Origin of the sequence: Vreelandella sp. 21, from assembly GCF_050995515.1 — a bacterium.
GTDB classification, from domain to species: Bacteria; Pseudomonadota; Gammaproteobacteria; order Pseudomonadales; family Halomonadaceae; genus Vreelandella; species Vreelandella alkaliphila.
Genome location: NZ_CP194673.1, coordinates 1,006,355 through 1,026,953 on the forward strand (window position 1 = coordinate 1,006,355; position 20,599 = coordinate 1,026,953).

Annotated in this window: 17 protein-coding genes; 5 read left to right on the top strand and 12 right to left on the bottom strand. The window is 54.3% G+C overall.

Annotated elements, in window-relative coordinates; translation table 11 throughout:
* Positions 1-35 precede the first annotated feature (35 nt).
* Entirely contained in the window at positions 36-1,139 is a 1,104-nt protein-coding gene (gene ribA / locus ACN06F_RS04630) for a GTP cyclohydrolase II RibA (RefSeq protein ID WP_433924757.1), read from the top strand.
* Here ribA and ACN06F_RS04635 read toward each other — a convergent pair.
* From ACN06F_RS04635 to ACN06F_RS04650, 4 genes are read right to left on the bottom strand one after another with little or no spacing between them, the layout of a single operon-like run.
* The gene (locus ACN06F_RS04635; protein ID WP_038482214.1) at positions 1,136-1,924 is read right to left on the bottom strand and encodes a creatininase family protein; all 789 of its coding nucleotides are present in this window, start codon (positions 1,922-1,924) and stop codon (positions 1,136-1,138) included. The two genes, ribA and ACN06F_RS04635, sit on opposite strands and share 4 nt — an antisense overlap.
* A 37-nt stretch (positions 1,925-1,961) precedes the next feature.
* Complete coding sequence (locus ACN06F_RS04640; protein ID WP_198348475.1) at positions 1,962-2,744, bottom strand: FkbM family methyltransferase; 783 nt, start codon at positions 2,742-2,744, stop codon at positions 1,962-1,964.
* On the bottom strand, positions 2,744-4,723 hold the full coding sequence (gene mdoH / locus ACN06F_RS04645; protein WP_433924758.1) for a glucans biosynthesis glucosyltransferase MdoH: 1,980 nt from the start codon (positions 4,721-4,723) through the stop codon (positions 2,744-2,746). The genes ACN06F_RS04640 and mdoH overlap by 1 nt, the downstream gene beginning before the upstream one ends.
* Complete coding sequence (locus ACN06F_RS04650) at positions 4,716-6,245, bottom strand: glucan biosynthesis protein (RefSeq protein ID WP_433924759.1); 1,530 nt, start codon at positions 6,243-6,245, stop codon at positions 4,716-4,718. The genes mdoH and ACN06F_RS04650 overlap by 8 nt, the downstream gene beginning before the upstream one ends.
* Positions 6,246-6,421: 176 nt before the next feature.
* Between ACN06F_RS04650 and ACN06F_RS04655 the strand changes: the two genes are divergently transcribed.
* Together ACN06F_RS04655 and ACN06F_RS04660 are read left to right on the top strand one after the other, a co-directional pair.
* On the top strand, positions 6,422-8,035 hold the full coding sequence (locus ACN06F_RS04655; protein WP_433924760.1) for an alkaline phosphatase: 1,614 nt from the start codon (positions 6,422-6,424) through the stop codon (positions 8,033-8,035).
* Positions 8,032-9,441 (top strand): mannose-1-phosphate guanylyltransferase/mannose-6-phosphate isomerase, encoded by a 1,410-nt coding sequence (locus ACN06F_RS04660; protein ID WP_038482232.1) that lies wholly within the window; start codon positions 8,032-8,034, stop codon positions 9,439-9,441. The genes ACN06F_RS04655 and ACN06F_RS04660 overlap by 4 nt, the downstream gene beginning before the upstream one ends.
* A gap of 13 nt (positions 9,442-9,454) precedes the next feature.
* On the opposite strand, the gene ACN06F_RS04665 is transcribed toward ACN06F_RS04660, so the two are convergent.
* From ACN06F_RS04665 to ACN06F_RS04680, 4 genes are all read right to left on the bottom strand, one after another.
* Positions 9,455-9,805 carry a DUF4870 family protein gene (locus ACN06F_RS04665; protein ID WP_038482235.1) on the bottom strand — a complete coding sequence of 117 codons (351 nt, stop codon included), beginning with the start codon at positions 9,803-9,805 and terminating at the stop codon, positions 9,455-9,457.
* An 18-nt stretch (positions 9,806-9,823) separates the two neighbouring features.
* Positions 9,824-10,756 (bottom strand): lysophospholipid acyltransferase family protein, encoded by a 933-nt coding sequence (locus tag ACN06F_RS04670; protein WP_433924761.1) that lies wholly within the window; start codon positions 10,754-10,756, stop codon positions 9,824-9,826.
* 3 nt (positions 10,757-10,759) lie between these two features.
* Entirely contained in the window at positions 10,760-11,152 is a 393-nt protein-coding gene (locus ACN06F_RS04675; protein ID WP_038482241.1) for a DUF4870 family protein, read from the bottom strand.
* Between the two features lie 87 nt (positions 11,153-11,239).
* Complete coding sequence (locus tag ACN06F_RS04680) at positions 11,240-11,623, bottom strand: VOC family protein (RefSeq protein WP_038482244.1); 384 nt, start codon at positions 11,621-11,623, stop codon at positions 11,240-11,242.
* A 39-nt stretch (positions 11,624-11,662) separates the two neighbouring features.
* Between ACN06F_RS04680 and ACN06F_RS04685 the strand changes: the two genes are divergently transcribed.
* A complete protein-coding gene (locus ACN06F_RS04685; RefSeq protein WP_433924762.1) occupies positions 11,663-12,298 on the top strand; it encodes a class I SAM-dependent methyltransferase in 636 nt (211 codons plus the stop codon).
* 35 nt (positions 12,299-12,333) lie between these two features.
* Here the strand turns inward: ACN06F_RS04685 and ACN06F_RS04690 are convergent, their stop codons facing one another.
* The 4 genes from ACN06F_RS04690 to ACN06F_RS04705 are packed head-to-tail and all read right to left on the bottom strand — an operon-like array spanning position 12,334 to position 18,806.
* Entirely contained in the window at positions 12,334-13,458 is a 1,125-nt protein-coding gene (locus tag ACN06F_RS04690) for an ABC transporter permease (protein ID WP_095602474.1), read from the bottom strand.
* 1 nt (position 13,459) lies between these two features.
* On the bottom strand, positions 13,460-16,219 hold the full coding sequence (rbbA, locus tag ACN06F_RS04695; protein ID WP_433924763.1) for a ribosome-associated ATPase/putative transporter RbbA: 2,760 nt from the start codon (positions 16,217-16,219) through the stop codon (positions 13,460-13,462).
* On the bottom strand, positions 16,216-17,286 hold the full coding sequence (locus ACN06F_RS04700) for an HlyD family secretion protein (RefSeq protein ID WP_038486553.1): 1,071 nt from the start codon (positions 17,284-17,286) through the stop codon (positions 16,216-16,218). The genes rbbA and ACN06F_RS04700 overlap by 4 nt, the downstream gene beginning before the upstream one ends.
* Before the next feature lie 17 nt (positions 17,287-17,303).
* Positions 17,304-18,806 carry an efflux transporter outer membrane subunit gene (locus ACN06F_RS04705; protein ID WP_433924764.1) on the bottom strand — a complete coding sequence of 501 codons (1,503 nt, stop codon included), beginning with the start codon at positions 18,804-18,806 and terminating at the stop codon, positions 17,304-17,306.
* A gap of 348 nt (positions 18,807-19,154) precedes the next feature.
* On the opposite strand from ACN06F_RS04705, the gene ACN06F_RS04710 reads away from it, so the two are divergent.
* On the top strand, positions 19,155-20,525 hold the full coding sequence (locus tag ACN06F_RS04710) for an MFS transporter (RefSeq protein ID WP_038482256.1): 1,371 nt from the start codon (positions 19,155-19,157) through the stop codon (positions 20,523-20,525).
* Positions 20,526-20,599: the final 74 nt, after the last annotated feature.

Below are 20,599 nucleotides of genomic sequence, written 5' to 3' on the forward strand. Positions count from 1 at the left end.
CGTTGTCCGCCCCAACCGGCAACTTGGAGGCCTACATGTATCACATTGAACGCGCTATTTTCGATATTCGCCGTGGACTGCCCGTGGTAATTAATACCGGAGAGCAACGTCTGTTGGTACAGGCTCTTGAAGGCAGTGTGTCGGTCGATTCACTGGCGAAACTCTCCGGCTCTCGGCCAGCACTAGTATTAACGCGTCATCGCTTGCAGGCAATGGGCATGTCGCTTAAGGCGGATGCGGCCTGCTTACCGCTCACCGAGCAAATCAGTGAGCGTGATTTGCATCACCTTGCTGTGTCCAATGAAGCGTCGAAGGCTCATTCGCTGTTAAGCGGCCTGAAGCCTGCTGGCGTGGGAGAGAGAGGCGCTGTGGCACTTATGCGTCGTGCGCTATTGATACCGGCGGCGCTGTGCGCAGAGGTAAGTACGACATCAGCCGAGCATATTGCTCAGCAGTTATCAAAAGGCGAGCTGTTAGAAGTTAATGCCCGCGATGCAGAGAAGTGTTTAGCCGGTGCGCCGGGGATGCTAAAGCGTGTCAGTGAAGCGCGTATTCCTCTTGAAGATGCGCCTGAGAGTCGCTTCGTGCTGTTTCGTGAACCTGATGGCCTGCGAGAGCATGTGGCCGTGATGATTGGCGATTTGGCTTCTATCCCTGGGGCGGTTCCTTTGCGTATGCACTCGGCTTGCCTCACCGGTGACCTGTTCGGCAGCCTGCGCTGTGACTGTGGCGAACAGTTGCGTAATGCAGTGGCCGATATTCAAGCGATGGGGGGCGGCGTGCTGCTTTATTTGGCACAAGAGGGGCGGGGAATTGGCTTAGCCAATAAGCTGCGTGCCTACACCTTGCAAGATGGCGGTTTAGACACCGTCGATGCCGACCAAGTGCTAGGGTTTGGCGACGACGAGCGGCAGTACGCGGTCGCGGTGGATATGCTCAATGCGCTAGGGATCGATAAAGTTCAGCTGTTGACCAACAACCCGCTAAAAATGGCAGCGCTGCGTGAAGGGGGGATTGAGGTCGTCTCACGTCAGGCGCTCTACGGCAGTGTGACTGATCACAATCACCGCTACCTAAGCGCCAAAGCCAACCGAGCAGGGCATTTCTTAGACGAAGTGCTTGAAGGTCGTGGGCGTTAATCTGGCGTTTTACCAGTGATAAGCGGTGGCAGGTGGGCGGTTTCGGCCACCACCTGCGCTAGCTGAGAGGCGTAGTGCCTGACTAACCGTTCACCTAATGCTTGATTAGCCTCCGTTGCATCACCGGCAACGCCGAACCTACTTAAGTCCTCGGCAAGCCAGGCAAATGCTGCGCTACCCTCTGGGCTCACTAGTGCGCCACCTTTAGGCATTGCCGGTGGTGTGGGCTGATAGCTGTCGAGCTGCACAAATTCAGGTGCTAAATGCAGCATGATGGCGGTTTCCAGCAGCCCGCCATGCAACCCGTAGCGCAGCTCATCGGCATTGATAGCACCTTCCAGTGGCGGAAGGCGTGTATAAGTGGCTTTCACTACGCGCATTGCAAATTGCTTGCGTAGTGTCAGCGCGGCAAGATCCATCACGGCTTTATTGCCGCCGTGGCTATTAATCAACACCAGCTTTTTTATACCTGCCTGGGCAATGCTTTCGCCGTAAGCCTCTAATGTCGCGATGGCTAGTGGAGCGGGTAGGCTAAGCGTTCCAGCAAAGTTGGCGTGTTCGTCGCTCGCACCGACGGCAATTGCTGGCAGACACAGCACGTCGAGTGCTGGGTCAATCATGTCTAACATGGCGGCTTGTAACCCTTCTCCAATGATCAGGTCGGTGCCCAATGGCAGGTGCGTACCGTGCTGCTCAATGGCCCCCAAGGTGATCACTGCGACTGGATCACCTTCGGCAATCGAGGCGAGCTGGGGAGCGGTGAGGGTTTGCCAGTGATAAATCATGTAGGTTCTCTTGTTTTAAAGCCCGTGTTTTAAAGACTTATGCGGATGCGTTTAACAGCGGATGGTCGGCGCGGCAGGCGTAGAGATCCCCAGAGGCTAAGCCGTCAACGCCATCGTTGAGCCACTGGGTAATGGTTTCAGGGGATTGCCAGGTTGACCAGCGGAAGTGGCGCTGCTCACCGGCAATTGCATTGAAACGGTAGTCACCAAGGCGGCACAGCTGGTCAACGCAGGAATGGCTGACCTCTAACACGCCCGCAACAAACTCTACCGAAAGCGCTGCTACCGGGTGGTTAAGCCCCATCAGTACTTCTGCTTCAAACCCTTCAACATCAATTTTTATAAAGCTTGGTTCGCCGTAAGTGGCGATCAGTTGATCCAGTGTAGTGACTTCCACTCTTAACTGCTGTTCCCACTGCACGTGCTGAAAGCCAGGGTTGCGTTCGCCCACCTGATGTCGCCATTCGGTCGCTAGGGTAGAGAGGGTCGGGTTGCTAACACTGATAGCGATATCCGCATAGCCGGGCTGCGGTCCAGCGGCCAGTGGTAAGAGCGTGATGTTAGGCTGATTAAGTATCCGTTTAAACCATTTGGCCAGTGCTGGCTGTGGCTCTAATGCCACTACCTTAGCACCTAGCGCGTGGAAGGCGGCACTACGGTCGCCTAAGTGAGCGCCAATATCAAAAGCGATATCGCCCGGTTGAATAAACGGACGATATAACTGCTTCAGACCCCTTTGCCTTCCTGGCCGCCAGTAAATAAACAGTGAACGCGCCATACCGCTGGTACTGCGGAGCCGATGGAAAAAAGCAGAAGGCATTAGTAAGGCTCCTTAACGGGTGGGGCATGTTTGGTTGCTGTTTGAACGTGATAGCGAAATGATTGGCAGGGCATATCGCCTGGCTGTTCCTGGGGAAGCGCTAGAGAAAGTGTTAGCGACGGGTTAGATAAGGTGGTACTGGAGTGATGACTGTGGCTTTCTAACGCGGCAAAGTCCTCCAAAAGAGGTGGTTGTTGTGCTGAACTCGGCGTTTGCAGTAAGCCGAACTTGCGGCTAACGAGGCCTCCCCAAGTGGCACTGCTGGAATATTTCACCAGTGGAGCGGCTCCAATCAGCCCCAGCCATGCGGGGGTTAACCAACCAAACGCAGAGGGTGAAAAAAGCATCATCGTGCCTGCCCAAGCAATACCACACAGCGTCATCCACCCAGTGTGGTGCCATGCCTCTCGCCAGCTTAGCGAACGCTCTCCCCGGTGTTGAGTTTGCCAGTCAATGGCCCGGCCAATCAGCACGTTAACGATAAATAAGCTGTGCCACGCCATCATCAGTGGTGCAATCAATGCAGCAAACAGAATTTCCAATAGCGTGCTGGTGACAAGCTTGAGTCGCCCACCATACGCATGGGGACATTGCCAGAACGTCAATAATAGACCCAGCAGCTTGGGCGCAATCAACATACCCAGCGTTACGCTTAACAGCCCCAGAGAGAGGGTTTCAGGCAGAGGCGGGTTTGAGGTGGTCTCAATGGCTTGATAACCCACCATCAGGCTGGTGCAGAGTAGCAGTCCAAGCCAAACAAGCGAAGAAAGGTAGGCAAACGCGCCAAATAAAAAGTGTAGCCGACTAATCGGGTGAAACCCCGCGCCGGTGAGTAAGCGTAAGTGCTGCAGATTGCCCTGTAGCCAGCGGCGATCACGCTTGGCAAAGTCGAGCATGTTGCTTGGCATGGCTTCAAAGCTGTTGTGTGACGCGCTAGCGTAAGGGTTATGGCGAGATACGGCGGTGGTCGCAGAGGTATCCAGTAACACCTGCCAGCCGCCCCGTTTCAGGAGAGCTGCTTCGACGAAATCGTGACTTAATAGCTCCCCTCCCAGCGGTGGCTTACCTGAAAGGATAGGTAACCCTGCATGGGCCATAAAGGCGCGTGTGCGAATAATTGCATTGTGGCCCCAGTAATTTGCCGCATCACCCTGCCAGAAGCTTTGGCCCGCTGCCAACATCGGGCTGTAAAGTGCTGAGGCTAGCTGGGTAAAACGGCCAAATAGCGTGCGTTGGCCAACGGGAATAGGCACCGTTTGAATAAGTCCTACGCTGGGTTGGCGCTGCATCCGGTGGACTAAGTGCAGCAGTGTAGCGCCACTCATTAGGCTGTCGGCATCTAGCACCACCAAGTAGTCATAGCGGCGGCCCCAGCGGCGGCAAAACTCTGCAATATTGCCAGCTTTTCGGCCGTCATTATTAGGGCGTCGCCGATAATGCACGGCTATCTGTCCGGCAAGGCGCTGTTGCAAGGCAGCCACATGGGCCGCTTCGATGTCTGCCATGGCCGACTCTTGGGTATCGCTCAACACGAACACTTCAAAGTATTTGTTGATAGCACTGGGTGTTCCTGCACCATACGCTTCTGCTTGCTGGAGAAGTGAACGACACGTTGCTTCTAGCCCTGCAATGGTCGGGATGGGAGGTTCTGCATAAATAGGCATTATTAGCGCGGTGCGGCTGACTAGCAGGCTGGCATTGGGGTTCACAATGGCTTGGCGACGTAAGCTGAGTGGATCGCGACGTAGCGCACAAAGCACAAAGCCACACAGTGCTCCCCAGAAAGCCAGCGCTATCCAAGTAAACGTTAATGCAAATAGGATCAACATGGTGAGCTGCCAACCAATGGCAAGGTTGGCAACGACTTTCGCCATTGCGATACAGCCACCGATGCTGGTGGCTAACACTGTGAAAGCAAGGAAGACTCGGCGACCGTTAAGCCAGGGCATCACAGGCCGCAACGCGTGGAGATCAGGCATCGGGATACCACACGTAATTCCAGGTTTCAGTAATTGGCTCTCCTTCAACCGTCAGCCGTAGCCGGATATCGCTGGGCTCGCTGCTGGGGGGCAATCGGAAAGTGGCCCGTTGTCCGTTGTTGGGCAGTGTTTTGACTTGAGGTAGTAATACCTCGCCATTGAGCACGCTGATGTCCAGCTCGATTGGCTCGCTTGAGGTCAGGTCATCCAGTTTGCCGCCCTGGAAATCGACGATGAATTGGCGCTGATCAGCAGAGGGGGAGTCGGCCTCACCTGGAACCGCTGCGCTGCCATGGCGGGTGCGCACAACCTTGCCCAGTGAATTAGCCTCGGGCTGTTCATTGAGCGTAAACGTTCGATAGTGAAGGTGGCGTGATTCGCCAGCAGTGAGCGCCTCCTCGGCCACCCAATAAGCCACTATATTGTCGTGAGTCTCATCTGGCGTGGGGATTTCGACGAGCTCTACATGCCCTGGCCCCCAGTCAGCAAGGGGTTCGACCCATTGGCTAGGGCGGCGATGGTAGTGGGCTTCAAGGTCCAGGTAGCGGCTAAAGTCCCGCTCCCGTTGCATTAAACCAAACCCATTGGGCGCATCATCTATAAACGTTGATACGCGTACGGATGAGGGATTTTGCAACGGCCGCCAAATCCACTCGTCGGACCCCGTGTGTATTAGCAAGCCATCAGAATCATGTACCTGAGGACGAAAGTCGTCAGCTCGTTCGGTGCTGGCTTCCCCAAAGGTGAACATGCTGGTGAGCGGGGCAACCCCTAGCTTTGCTATATCAGAACGTGCAAACAGTGTTGCTTCTACAGCTGCCTCAGTGCTCTCGCCCGGCGTTAGCGTAATGCGGTAGGCACCGCTTAGTGATGGGCTATCCATGAGGGCGAGTAGCGTAATGCTGTCAGAATCTTCATCAGGCTTATAAAGCCAGAATTCACGAAATTCAGGGAACTCTTCACCACTGGCTAGTGCGGTATCAATGGCAAGACCGCGGGTAGAAAGGCCGTAGGCTTGGTCGCGTCCTACTAGACGGAAGTAGCTTGCGCCAAGAAAAACAGCAAATTCATCGGCATAATCCTCATTATTGATAGGGTAGTGCAGCCTAAAACCTGCATGTCCGCTGCCCGTTAAGTCATTCTCCAACAAGCGGTTGGAATCACCATCGTACTGAAAGTCATCTGCCGAGAAAGAGAGTGGTTCAACGTCACCATTTTCGACCACATTAATTGTGACGGGGGTTTGAAATATAAATCCGCTATGAAATAGCTGCATACTAAAAGGGCTTTCATCGCGCCAGTAGGCGCGTTCGGGATTAAAGCGGATTTGTCGATACAGGTCGTAATCTAACGACTTCAAAGCGCTGGGAAGCGTCTCATTTGGGGGTTGATAAGGCGCATCGGCCAGGGTTTGGGCACGCTCAATAACGTGGTCAAAAACACCATCATCGTTGGCAATCGCAGAAAAGGCGATCAGGCAGTTAAATGACAACATCCATTTTGCTGCAGTACGAACACTCATGGGCGAGTTCCTTTCGATTGCATGCCAACGTGGTAACCATAAAATCAGTATATGAAATATTTCAACAAAAGTTATACCATTAAGCCTATTGGTATATGATTTTTATGGTCGTGTGCAAGCTTTAAACTCCATTAAGCGTGTAATGTTTAGGTGATTGCTATGCTGTTGAAGCGCTGATGATTCGTCTTCTACTCACATGTATAACGCTCAACTTTCTACTGGTATTGCCGCTTTGGTGGCGTTTCGGCGAGGTTGGCTCTCCTCTAATTGCTTGGGAGGCATGGCTTATAGCCCTCGTAATGCTGCTTATTCGCCCTGGTAGCTTACGTCGCTGGTTGGCTATTTTGTTGGTGGGCTGGCTTGCTTTGGTATCGGCAGCCAACCTAGGTGATGCCGCCACACACACTGCGTTTGGGCGATCACTTAACCTCTATCTGGACGTGCCCTTGGTGCGCTCTATCTACCATTTGCTAGTAGGTAATGTAGGTCAACTCGCCGCAACTTTCCTGATGTTGTTGGGCACTGTGGCCCTGCTAGGTAGTTTATGGGTGATGCTGCGGTTGCTGCTGCCTGCTAAGCCTTTATCGGTGAGGAGTGCTCCAGGTGCTTTAGCCATCTTCGTCATGATCACTGCAGCAGGTTTCGCGGTTTCCGAGGCTAATGGCAAGCGCTTAGTTGCTAAATCAACGCTGCCTGCTGTTAACACCACGCGTTTTCAGTGGGAACAGGTAGTGGCGACTCATCAGGCAAGAGTGGCGTTTACCGAGCAGTTACAGGATACACCGTTGGAGCCTAGACCATTGCCTGGTTTGTTAGGGCGCAACGTCTTATTAACGTTTATTGAATCTTATGGTGTGTCGGCCATTAATGATGCTCGCTACAGCAATGTCGTACTGCCTACGCTAGATGACATACAGCAACGTTTGGGACAGCGCGATCTACACGCTGTTTCGGGGTTGCTAGAAGCGCCTATTCGAGGAGGTCAGTCTTGGCTTGCCCATGCCACGGCACTAAGCGGACGCTGGATTGATAATCAGCTATGGTATCGGCTGATGCTGGAAAGCGATCATTCAACGCTTATTAATGATTTTAGTAGCACTGGGCAGCGGACGCTCAGTGTCATGCCTGCCATTACATTGGCTTGGCCAGAAGGGCTGGCCTACGGATTTGATGAGATTGCAGCAGCGAAAGACTTACCCTATGCAGGCCCACCGCTGAACTGGGTCACGATGCCCGATCAGTTCACGCTGGATTACACCCAACGACACTTATTAGGTGAGGCGCCGGTATTCGCGCAACTCGCACTTATCTCTAGCCACGCACCATGGACGCCAATTTTACCCGTTTTCGAAGACTGGTCGATGATTGGCGATGGGCGTATTTTCGCCCCTTGGGAGGAGGCCGGCGATCCGCCAGAAGTGCTCTGGCAGGATATTGAACGCATTCGCGATCATTACGCTTGGTCGATAGACTACGCTGTGAAGGTCACTGGGCGCTGGGCCGAGCGAGTGGTTGATGACAATACTCTATTGATTGTACTGGGAGATCATCAGGCGGCACCGCTGATTACCGGCGACAACGCCAGTGCAGCGGTGCCTGTCCATGTGATTAGCGGTGACCCCCAGCTCTTAGCACCTTTCAAGGCACGTGGTTTTATTGATGGCATGCTGCCGTCACTGGAAAGCCCTGAGGAAGCCGCGAAAATGAGCCAGCTGCGTCATTGGTTACAGCAAGACTTTGGCACACCAGCATTAACCTCTTCTTGGTCAACGACAGGGACGACACCATGATCCAGCCCGTCATTCTTAGCGGTGGTAGTGGCACGCGGCTTTGGCCACTTTCACGAGAGCAGATGCCAAAGCAGTTCTTGAAGTTAACGTCTTCCCAAAGCCTGCTGCAGCAAACGCTTGCGCGTTTGGCAGGGTTAGATGCTCAGCCGCCTATATTGATGGGGCACCATGCTCATCGGTTCTTAATGGCGGAGCAGTTACGGGAGAGCGGTCTACCGGGAACGTTGGTGTTAGAGCCAGAAGGGCGTAACACGGCACCGGCAATTGCCTGCGCTGCGCTACTAGCCCGCCAAGCGGGTGACGATCCACTGCTGCTGGTGCTTCCAGCAGATCACGTTATTGGCAATTTAGCAGCGTTTACTCACAGCGTCGCTTGCGCGGAACCGCTTGCTGCCCAAGGGTATCTCGTTACGTTTGGCGTAGTGCCTACCTATCCAGAAACAGGCTATGGCTACATTGCTTGTGGCCGCCCTTTGGGCGATGGCCACCAGATCTCATCATTTATCGAGAAACCTAGCGCAGAGCGTGCCCAGCATCTTTTAGAGGCAGGCAATACTCTGTGGAATAGCGGTATGTTTTTACTGCAAGCCTCCACTTACCTGTCTCAACTTGAACGGCTGCAGCCAGCCATGCTGGCAGCCTGCCAACAAGCTGTTAACGACGCTCAGCGTGACTTGGATTTTTTACGCTTGGGTGAAAATGCATTTTGCTCATCTCCAGCGGAGTCGATCGACTACGCTGTCATGGAGCACTGCGACCGAGCGGCAGTCGTCCCGTTGGATGCCCAATGGAGCGATATTGGTAGCTTTGATGCATTATGGGCAGCGCAAACGCCCGACAAAGCAGGCAATGTGGTTAACGGTGATGGGATCCTGACCAATACACAACGCTCGCTTGTTATTGCTAAGCACCGCCTGGTGGCAACGCTCGGTGTTGAAGATCTGATCGTGGTGGAAACATCCGATAGCGTGCTGGTTGCCCACCGCGATCAGGCTCAGCAGGTTAAACAACTGGTGGCATCACTCACTCAAGCGGGGCGACGTGAACCCCACGCTGCGCCGTTAGTTCATCGCCCTTGGGGAAGCTTTCAGGCTATGGATAGTGGCGAGCGCTATCAAGTGAAGCACATCACGGTGAAACCTGGAGGGCGGCTTTCGCTGCAGCGTCATCACCACCGTGCTGAACACTGGGTCGTCGTGAGTGGCACCGCCCAAGTCACTGTCGACGAGCGGACCTATCTTGTCAGTGAGAACCAGTCCACCTATATCCCAATTGGCGCACTACACCGGCTGGAGAACCCTGGGAAAATCCCTTTGGAGTTGATCGAAGTCCAGTCGGGCAGCTATTTAGGAGAAGATGATATCGAGCGATTAGATGATGTATACGCTCGACACATTGATGAGTAGGGGAGCTTAGTTGTTACCAGAGCCAACTGCCAGGACGAGCCGGTGGCTCTCCCTTGCGCACTGCGATCCAGCCAATAATACAGCGGACACCAAGCCACACGGCTAATAGTGGCCATAGCAGCGTGCCCACTAACATTAAGCTAAGGGTAAAGGTGGCGATAAAGTAGAGGCAGCCTATCCAAAAAGTCCGGATCAAATAGCGGTAGTGCGCTTGCAACCACGGCGCTGCCTCTTTGCGATACACGTAAGCGACTATAACGCCAATCAACAGTGTAATATTGGCTGTTACTAGACCCGCTAAGTAGAGCGCGTAAATGATCTGGGGGGGGCGCGTTTCCTCAGTGGGACTATAACGCTGGGTCATAAATTACCTCGTTACCCGTTAGTAAATCCGAAATTCTTTGGCGTTTGCCAGCCCTTGCTGTTGCTCTATGACTTTGCGATAGCGCTTGTACTCCCACTGATACTGCGTTGGATCAAGCGCAATTGACGCTTCGACGCTGGCATTAACACCGGTTGCTGAAACCACATCATCGGCGCTGTAAACCTGCTCATCGGCGTCAAGGAAATGAATTTCAAACCCCTTTCCAGGCACTCGTAAGGCAACGCCAGTGACTACTCTTGCCTGAGTGCGGGCGACCAGTTTCGGTAGCAGCGTTGCCGTGTAGGCATCGCGCCCATAAAAAGGGGCAAATACACCGCTGCCCCAGTTCGGTTCTTGATCCGGCAAGATGCCAATAGCTTCGCTACGCTTAAGCGCTTTGAGAAGGGCAGCGACGCCTCTGGCGTTGGTGGGTACCAAGCTGGCTCCCATGCGCTCACGACCATGGCGAATAATAGGCTCAAGGTCGGCAATTTTGGGTGGTTCGTACATGGCGGTAAAAGGGAAGTGGCTGGAGAGCCAAAAATTAAGCACCTCCCAGTTACCAAAGTGCGGAGCAAGCACAATGACGCCGCGGCCATCGGCGCGGGCGCTGTCTAGTTTATCTCGGCCATGAACCGATAAAATGCTGGCCTCTACTTTTTCGGGCGCAGCCATCCAGGCATGGCCAAGTTCCAGCATAGTCGCTGCCGAGTGGCGCAGGCTTTGTATGGCAAGGGCTTTGCGCTGACTGGCAGTGGCTTCTGGGTTGACCACTTCCAAATTGATTTCCGTCACCTGGCGCTCTCGTTTGCTAAAGCGATAGACCAGCGGACCCAACAGCACGGCGATACGCCAAAGCGCGCCAAGCGGCCAGCGCGCCAGTAGTTTCCAAATTGATGTGATGGCACGTGCTTGGAAACGTGATTTGTTAGAAGGTGACTGCTCTGTCATAAGTTACAGGAACCAGCTATCAACGTTGGTTGGCGCACGCTTCTCCTGCAGCCCCTTAAAGCCTTTCACACAGCGAACGATAAACCATACGGCCAACGCCAATAGCATGGGGATGCCAATCAGAATAAACGTTAGCAACGTGGCGATGCTGCCGTAGAGCAGCCCAATCCAAAACGTACGGATCTGGTAACGGTAGTGCTCATCTAGCCATTCAGGGCCTTTACCACGATAGACATAGGCGATAACGATGCCGACCAACGAGGTGAACCCTACCAAAAAGCTTGCCAAATAAAGCGCGTAAATCACCATCGCCATGGTGGTATCCGGCTGTTCTGAAGACGTACTTTCGTTAATTACTTCACCTTCTAAAGGTGCTTTGTTGGCATCGTCGTGCATAACCGATCCTTTTTGCTATTCGCTATGAGGCGTCCCCGAGGACGCCGTTAAAGCTCACTATGATAGCGCGGCTGGCGCGGCTTATCATTAGCGGGTAGCAGGTCGGCAGATTTCCAGCAAATTACCGTCTGGGTCGCGTAAGTAAATCGACTCAATTGGACCATTAGCGCCTTGGCGAGCAACCGGGCCAAGTTCTACGTCAATAGCAAGTGCATCCAAGTGCTGTTTGAACTCATCCAGTGGCAATTGGCAGCGCAGGCATAAATCCAGGCTGCCTGGGGTAGGGGTGGCAGAAACAGGCGCAATATCAGTGTCGGTTTGATGCAGGCGTAGTGCCGTGTCGCCTAGCATAAGATCCACCCGCTGCGCGTCTCGGTAGCGCACGTCTAACCCCAGCACACGGGAATAAAAATCCACGGCGCGACCCATATCAGTCACCGTAACAACAAGATGGTCAAAACCTGAGAGCATGCCACTTTCCTTAAAACAAACGTAAAACATGAGAATACGATGATGCGACGCTGTCCGCTATGCAATACGCCTAAACCGGCCCTTTATCACCAAGACCGTCGCCGCGATTACTACCAGTGTGCCACGTGCGCCTTGGTGTTTGTGCCTGCCGAACAGCACTTAGATGCACGTCAAGAAAAAGCAGAGTACGACCAGCACCAGAATTCGCCGCATGATACGGGATATCGGCGTTTTTTGGGGCGTTTATTTGCCCCGCTAGTGGCTAAGCTGCCACAAGATGCCCATGGGCTGGACTTTGGCTGCGGCCCAGGGCCTACGCTGTCGGTGATGTTTGAGGAGGCGGGGTTCGTGATGGCGGTTTACGATATTTTTTACGCCCCTGACGTTGAAGTACTCAACCGCCAGTATGACTTTATTACTGCCACCGAGGTGTTAGAGCATCTTGCAAGGCCAGGCGAAGAGCTTAGTCAATTGGTCGAGAAATTAGTCCCTGGGGGCTATCTTGGGGTAATGACAAAGCGTGTCAGTACTCCAGAGGCATTTGCCCGCTGGCACTATATAAACGACCCGACGCATGTGTGCTTTTTCAGCGAAGCGACGTTTTGTTGGATAGCCGAACGTTGGGATATGGCAGCGGAGTTTCCAGCGGCGGATGTGGTGTTGCTTCGCCGCTGACATTATCTTGATGACCAGGTGCCATAACACATCACTTATGCCATCTGGCCGATGGCCTTGCGAAAACGAGACAAAGAAAAAGCGAATAGAGCGCTACCGATCAACAGTAGAAGCAGAAACTGCGGCCACACTACGTTTATTCCCGCACCGCGATAGAGGATTGCCTGACCCAGTTCGACGAAGTGAGTGGTTGGGGCGAGCAGCATGATGTGCTGGACAATTTCCGGCATGCTTTCGCGTGGTGTCGTACCCCCGGATAGCAGCTGCAGCGGTAACAGTACCAGTACCATCAACATGCCAAACTGTGGCATGTTGCGTGCTAGGGTGGCGAGAAAGATACCCATAGACGTGGTAGCGAAGAGGTGAAGTGCTGCCCCCACGGTGAACAGTGCCACCGAGCCTGCTATCGGTACCTGTAAGGCCCAGCTAACGACCAAATAGAGCGAAAGCAGCGCAGAGATTAGAACCACTAGACCCATTGACCAGACCTTGGCCAGCATAATTTCTGTCGGGGTGACTGGCATTGCCAATAGATGCTCAATGGTGCCGTGCTCGCGTTCGCGTATCAACGCTGCGCCCGTGAGAATGATAGAGAGCATGGTAATGTTATCAATGATTGACATCAGCGACCCGAACCAAGCTTTTTCGAGCCCTGGATTAAAGCGCGCTCGCAGTACTAGGTCGACGGGTGGGGCACTATGATTGCGGTAACGTTGAGTAAACTCGTTGATCTCGTCCATGACGATTTGCTGTATATAGCCATTGCCAGTAAAGGCTTGGCTCATGCGTGTGGCATCAATATTGAGTTGAATCTGAGGAGCGTGGCCAGCCAGCACGTTGCGCTGAAAATCGGGAGGTATATTGAGGACGAAAGTGTAGTGGCCTGCATCGAGTCCAGGGTCAACCTCATGAAGTGATATCTTGTCTGGGGTGGCGAATTGGGGGGGATAGAACGCCGTGACAATACGAGATGACAGCGGCGAGTTATCTTCATCGACGATAGCGATGGGAGCCATGTGCAGACTTTCGGGCAAGGCGGTCGCTTTGGTGTAAACCGAGATGCTGCACACGTAGGCGATCAGTATTAGCATAATCGGGTCGCGGATAAGGCTCCATAGTTCCTTGACGCCCAGCCGGTAGATAGTCAAGACACTATGCATCTCAGCGCTCCTGGTTTTTTAACAGGAAAATAGAAAGCCCCATGATTGTTGGAACTGCGATCAACAGTGGTACAAACAGGGTATAGAGGTCACTAAGCCCCAGCGCTTTGCTAAATACACCGCGAGTGATGGTTAACATGTAGGAGGTGGGGTAGATGGTGCCAATGAAACGCCCCACGCCTTCTAGTGAACTGACCGGGTCGATCATCCCTGAGAACTGCACGGCGGGAATCAACGTCCCGATGATGGCGAAGAACATCGCTGCGATCTGGCTGCGCGTCAACGTCGAAGCGAGTAGTCCCATGCCCGTTGCGATAATGCTGTAGATCACTACTGCTAGCAGCAGCGTCAGGAAGCTGCCTTTGATGGGCACACCAAATAGCGTGACCGCGAGTAATGCCATCAGTAGAAAATTGATGATAGCGAGAGCGATATAAGGCAACTGCTTGCCGACTAGAAATTCGCTACGGGTGACGGGTGTTACATAGAGGTTGATGATCGATCCCAGCTCTTTTTCCCGCACTACGGCCAGAGCGGTCAGCATCGCCGGTAGCATCATTAACAGTAGTGGGATGACTGCTGGCACCATGGCTGGCAGGCTTTGAACATCAGGGTTGTAGCGAAAACGGGTTTCGACATTAGCAGCGGGGGCACTGAAATTAGTCGCGGCTTGCCCTGCTTGCTCGAGTAGCCACTGTCGATGGATACCCTGCACGTAGCCGCGTGCGGTTTCAGCACGCTGGGGCATCGCACCGTCAATCCAGGCGCCGATTTCAACCTGGCTTCCTCGCTTCACATCACGGCCAAAGCCGGGAGGGATTTCAATGGCTAGGGTGAGTTTGCCACTGCGCATGCGCTTGTCCATATCTGCGTAATCAATCAATGGCGGCTGTTCGATAAAGTAGCGGGAGCCGGATAGATTCAGAGCATAGCTATTGCTCAAGGTCGTCTGGTCGCGGTCGAGGATGGCATAGCTGAGATCCTCCACGTCCAGGCTGATGCCATAGCCAATGACCAACATCAGAATTAGCGAGCCAAGCAGGGCGAGGGTGCCGCGGACCGGGTCGCGGCGAAGCTCCAACGATTCTCGCCAAGTGTAGCTAAGTAGACGCTGGAGACTAAAAGCGCTGTGTTTTACCGCGTTATGAGGCATGGAGGGCGGTAATGCGGCCTCTGGAGTGGACGTTGTCTCGGGGGCTTCTTGGTCCTGCTCGCCGGCGCCAGCTTCGGTCAAGTAGCCGATGAACGCCTCTTCCAGAGTCGCTGCCCCACGTTTTTCCACCAGTGCCGCTGGCGTGTCGCTATCGAGTACTTGACCAGCGTGCATCATCGACATGCGATCACAGCGCTCGGCTTCATTCATGAAGTGGGTAGAAATGAAAATGGTTACCCGGTCACGGCGAGCTAGCTCAATCATGAGTCGCCAGAAGTTGTCGCGGGCAATGGGATCAACCCCGGAGGTCGGTTCATCCAGGATGAGTAGCTCGGGCTTGTGGACCATTGCCACCGCCAGGGACAGACGCTGACGGATGCCTAGTGGCAAACTTTCCGGCAGGCTGCCGCGTACCTCTTGTAGGCCGAAGCGTTTCACCATCTCATCCACGCGGGTGGCTATCTCCGCTTCAGGGACCTGGAAAAGGCGGGCGTGCAAGATTAGGTTCTGCTCAACGGTTAGTTCGCCATACAGTGAGAACGCCTGGGACATGTAGCCCACGCGGCGGCGGGTGTCGATATCGCGGGTATCCACCTGTTTGCCGAACAGCCACGCCTGGCCTTCACTGGCCGGCAACAAACCAGTAAGCATCTTCATGGTGGTTGATTTGCCACAACCATTGGAGCCAAGAAAGCCGAAAATCTCGCCACGCCGGATCCGAAAGCTGACGTGGTCGACGGCGACAAAATCGCCAAAGCGCATGGTGAGGTCCTTAGCCTCGATGGCGATTTCATCGTCATCTTGCGCCAACGGCGGAATATGCACTGGTGCATAGTCGCGTTTTTTCTCTTCCGGTAGCAAGGCGATAAAGGCAGCTTCCAGGGAACTGCTGTCAGTTCGCTCTAGCAACGCCGCCGGCGTTCCGGTAGCAAGAATTTTGCCGTCATCCATGGCCACTAGCCAGTCGAAGCGCTGGGCTTCATCCATGTAAGCGGTTGCTACCACTACACTCATCTGCGGTCGTTGGCGACGAATACGCGCGATCAATTCCCAAAACTGGGCGCGGGCCAGTGGATCGACGCCAGTGGTTGGTTCGTCGAGGATCAATAAGTCGGGGTCATGTATCAGCGCACAGCACAGCCCCAGCTTCTGTTTCATACCGCCGGAAAGTTTGCCTGCTGGACGGTTTAGGAATCCGTACAGCCCTGTACTACGGGTCAAATCGTCGATTCGGCGACGTCGTTCGATATTCCCATGGCCAAAAAGGCGAGCGAAGAACTGCAGGTTTTCTTCTACTGAAAGAGTTGGGTAGAGGTTCTTGCCCAATCCCTGGGGCATATAGGCAATGCGTGGGCAAATGCTATCGCGATGACGCTTACTGGACATATCGCCACCGAGCACTTCAACTTGCCCTTCTTGGACAGCGCGCGCTCCAGCAATAAGCGCTAACAGGCTAGATTTTCCAACGCCATCAGGCCCTATCAGCCCAATCATACTGCCCGCAGGAATTTTCAGGTCGATGCCCGCCAGGGCAACCTGCTTACCGTAGCGCAGTTGAATGCCAGCTAGTGTTACTACCGCTGGCGATGAGGGCGGTGTCACTATCATTGCGGTACCCGAATAGCCAGCTCAGCAGGCCACTCTGCGTCGGGGTCGAGCTTGACCCAGGTTTCTCCAGGGACACCGGTCTTAACTTGCTCAAGATGACGTTGTAGAAGGTCTCGATCAATCTGTGCTTTCACTCGGAACATCAATTTTTGTCGTTCCGAAGCTGTCTCTACCGTCTTAGGCGTAAATTGTGCAGTGCTGGCAACAAACGAGATACGTGCCGGTATGACTAGCTCAGGTGCCGCATCTAGAATAATACGTGCCTCGCTGCCCAGGGCCACACGACCTGCTTGCTCGGCAGGAAGGAAAAACGTCATGTGTACGTCGCTAAGATCGACTAGGTTCAGCACTCGCCCCCCGCTTGGAAGCACCTCGCCGGGTTGGGCAATGCGAAATTGCACACGCCCTGCACGAGGCGCAACCAATTGACTATCGGTGATGTCTGCGTCGATACGCGTGATAGTGGCTTCGGCGGCAGTGACTGCAGAGCGGGCTCCTGTCACCTGGGCGCGAGCCGCCGTGATGGCCGACTGTGCAGCATCTACCTGGGCGTTAGCGGCGGCAACAGCTGCTCGTGCACTATTGACCCGAGCGCGATCATCATCGAGTTCTTGTGCTGAAGCGGCTCCTTCCCGCGATAAGGTTTCTGAGCGAGCCAAGCGGCGCTGAGCCGCATCAAGTTCACTTTCACGCTGAGTCACTACGGCCTGGGCGGCGAGATGGTCGCTTTGGCGCAGAGCAACTTGCGCTTCTGCGCTGAGTACAGCATTGAGTGCCTGTTGATGCTGAGCTATTGCCTCGTCGCGCTGAGCTTCCAGTACCTGGATCTGCATGCGCGCCAGGGGTTGGCCAACGGTGACAAACTCGCCTTCATCGACCAGTACTGCGTCAACACGTCCAGGAAGCTTGGTGGCGATATCGATTTCAGTGGCCTCGATACGCCCATTGCCGCTAGCGAAGTCTTCCCCTAGGCCTTCGTCGCGTAACTCAGTCCAATAGTAGTAGCCTCCGGCAGCAATAAGGGCTACCCCAGCGGCAAGGATCAGTTTCTTAAGTGGAAAATGCATATTACGAGGCCCCAGTGTCATTCAGCATGAGGTGGAATAAGGGCAGAGTTGCTTACCACAGCAACTGATCCGCCGCCCAGGGCGGTATATAAAGCCACTCTGGCTGACAGCAGTTGGCGGCGAACCTCTACCCGCTGTTGTTCCGCCGATAGCAGGTCGCGCTGGGCATCCAAAACTTCTAGGTAGGGCACCGCACCGCTTTCATAGCGCAGCATGGCTAAGCGAGCGCGTTCACGCTGCACTGCTAACATGTCATTGGCAGTTTCCACTTGTTCAGCTAGCCAGCGGTTTGCGGCCAGCGCGTCAGCAACATCACGGAAAGCTTGCTGGATGGCTTGTTCGTATTCGACTACCGCTTGTTCTCGGCGCAACTCTGTCAGAGTCAGGTTGGCCCGTCGGCGACCGCTATCAAAAATGGGCAGTGACAGGGTGGGCGAGAAATTCCATGCTTGGCTATCGGCTCCTAGCAGGCCGTTCAAGTCGGCACTTGCCGTGCCCAAGCTCCCGGTCAGCGCGATACGCGGGAAGAAAGCTGCCCGCGCTGCGCCAATATTGGCGTTGGCAGAGCGCAGCAGGTGCTCGGCTGCGCGAATATCAGGTCGGCGGATCAGTAAATCTGATGGCAGCCCCGGCGCGAGAGGGGCTAGAGTATCCTCCGCTATTTTATGCTCATCACTTGTTACTGTTTCGATGGGTGAGCCAACCAGTAGTACCAGGGCATTTGCCTGCTGAGCATGGGCTTGTTCCAGCTGAGCGCCTAGTGCCTTGGCCTGCTGCAGCAACATTTCAACCTGGGTGAGTTCCAGTGGTGAAGTGGCGCCCACTTCTACGCGCCGGGTAAATATCCGCAGTGATTCCTGCCGACTGTCGATGGTGCGGCGGGCTAGATCCAAGCGTTCATCTAGCTCCTGAAGGCGGAAATAGCTATCGGCAACCTGAGCGATTAGGCTGATTTCGGTGGCACGCCGCGCCTCGTCGGTGGCTAGATACTGCTCGAGGGCAGCCTCATTAAGGCTGCGTACTCTCCCCCAGAAATCTAGTTCCCAGGTGCTAAAACCAATACCCGCCTGGAACCGATTGCCAATCAGCGTATGGCCGCTAGGGCTCAGGTCAGAAGGGGTGCGTGAACGCTCACCGGCGGCTTCCACACCAAGGGTAGGTAGCAACTCAGCACGTTGAATGCCGTAGGCAGCACGTGCCTGCTCAACACGCAATAAAGCACCACGCAAGTCATAATTGGTGGCGAGTGCCTGTTCTATCAGCGCTTGTAGCTTGATGTCGGTAAAGTAGCTGCGCCAAGCAATATCAGCATCAGCAGCCGTTGTTGGCATGCCCTCATCTGGGTAAACATCGGGTAATGTTGCTTCTGGCACCGAGTGAGGTGGTGCCAGCGAGGTACAGCCAGATAGGCCCAGGACTAGCAGCATGATCGCTAAATATGCCACCTTGTCTTTTTTCTTAGGGGCGAGCCGATATTTCATGCGAATGACCGCAGGTAAGGGGGCGAACATATTGGGCATCTGATTGGCCATAGCAAATAGAAAGGAGACCTCTCCGTGTCAAGGGTGTCGATACAATGCGAGTGTCTCAGCCTGGGAAGCGTAAGTATGGCACTGTTTGTTCTAGCATTTGTTGATGTAGGGCAAGAGGGCTCATGACAGAGCCACCGCTTTCAATATCGGATGCTTTCTGGTGAGTTGCAAATGCGCTTCTCACTATTGCCGATTACACTGGCAATGGATAGCGAAAAAAACTGGTGAAACCCACGGAACGAGTGTAGATTCGCCGCCCGATTCTGCGGTTGGAGTTTTCTCCAGCCATGTGTTAGCCCTGTAGGGGGCTTTTATTCTGCGAGGCAAGATAGCGATATGTCGCGGCAACTGCTAGCCATGGCGTTAGCGCCCTTATTAGGGCTGTTTATTCTTGGGATTGGCAATGGCTTTCTCGCCACGCTGATCTCTGTGCGGCTAGACGCTGCGGGTGAGTCGGCAACGGTGATAGGTATTGTCTCCTCGGCTTACTTTATTGGCTTAGCACTTGGCGCGCTATTCAATGACCGCCTGCTGCTGCGCATAGGGCACATTCGTGCATACGGTAGCTTCGCCTCGTTGGTCGCTGTCACGGTGCTATTGCAAGGGCTGTTTTTCGATCCTTGGGCGTGGTTTGTGCTGCGTTTAATTGGCGGCTGGGCCACCGTGGGCGTTTATTTAGTGATTGAGAGTTGGTTGCTGACATCAGGCGAGCAGAAAGTACGTGGCCGATTGCTAGCGATGTATATGATCTCGCTATATGCCGCGGGCGTGATTGGACAGTTGCTATTAGGCGTCACCAGTGCCATGGGGGTGACAGCGCCCTTTATGGTGATTGGCCTATTGGCATCGTTATCGGTGTTGCCCATGGCCATGATTCCGCGGGTGTCACCCATCATGGAACACGCTGAGCCGCTACCGCCGCACCGCTTGATTACAATGACGCCAACAGGGGTAATGGGGAGTTTAGGGTCTGGCATGGTGGTGGCTGCTGCCTACACCTTGCTGCCATTGTATTTGCAGCGCATTGGTATGAGCGTCAACCAGGTGGGGCAAATGATGGCCGTCGTGATTCTTGGCGCCATGCTGCTTCAGTATCCGATTGGACGCTGGTCTGACCGTCACGACCGCCAAATCGTATTGATCGCCATCAGCACTTTCTGTGTGGTGATTTCTGCAGCCATGATATGGCTTCCGATGTCGACCCCCTTACTGGCGGCGCTGCTGTTTTTACTCGGTGGCGGTGTCTTTGCGCTTTACCCGGTGGCGGTTAGCCATGCCGCCGACCGTGCTCCGGCGGGAGCGCTGGTACGTATGAGCCAGGGCCTACTATTGATCAACTCTATTGGGGCTACCATCAGCCCGCTAATGATTTCTCCAGTAATGACCGCGATGGGCGATGCTGGGTTGTTCTGGGCGTTTGGCTCGCTGAGCCTGTTTTTTGTTGTATTTTTCAGCTGGCGACGCAGTGTGCGGCCAGCGCCAGTTCCTGTGGCTCCCTTTACACCGACAACGCCGATGACCGCAGCAGGTGCCGAGCTAGTGGTTACTGAGGAACTGATGCAAGGCGCGCTCGAGCACGAGCACCTTGAAGACCTTTCTGATGTTGTACCTGACGTGGATGCTGTCGAACCCATCGTTGGCCCACCCTCAGAAGATCAAACCCATATTGTTTATTACGATGATGTGGAAACTGAGGCGCGTCGATAGCCAGTGCTGGGAGTGAGTGAAACGTAGCTAAAAACGTAGCCAAAAACGCAGCTAGCGGACTGACGTTAATTCAG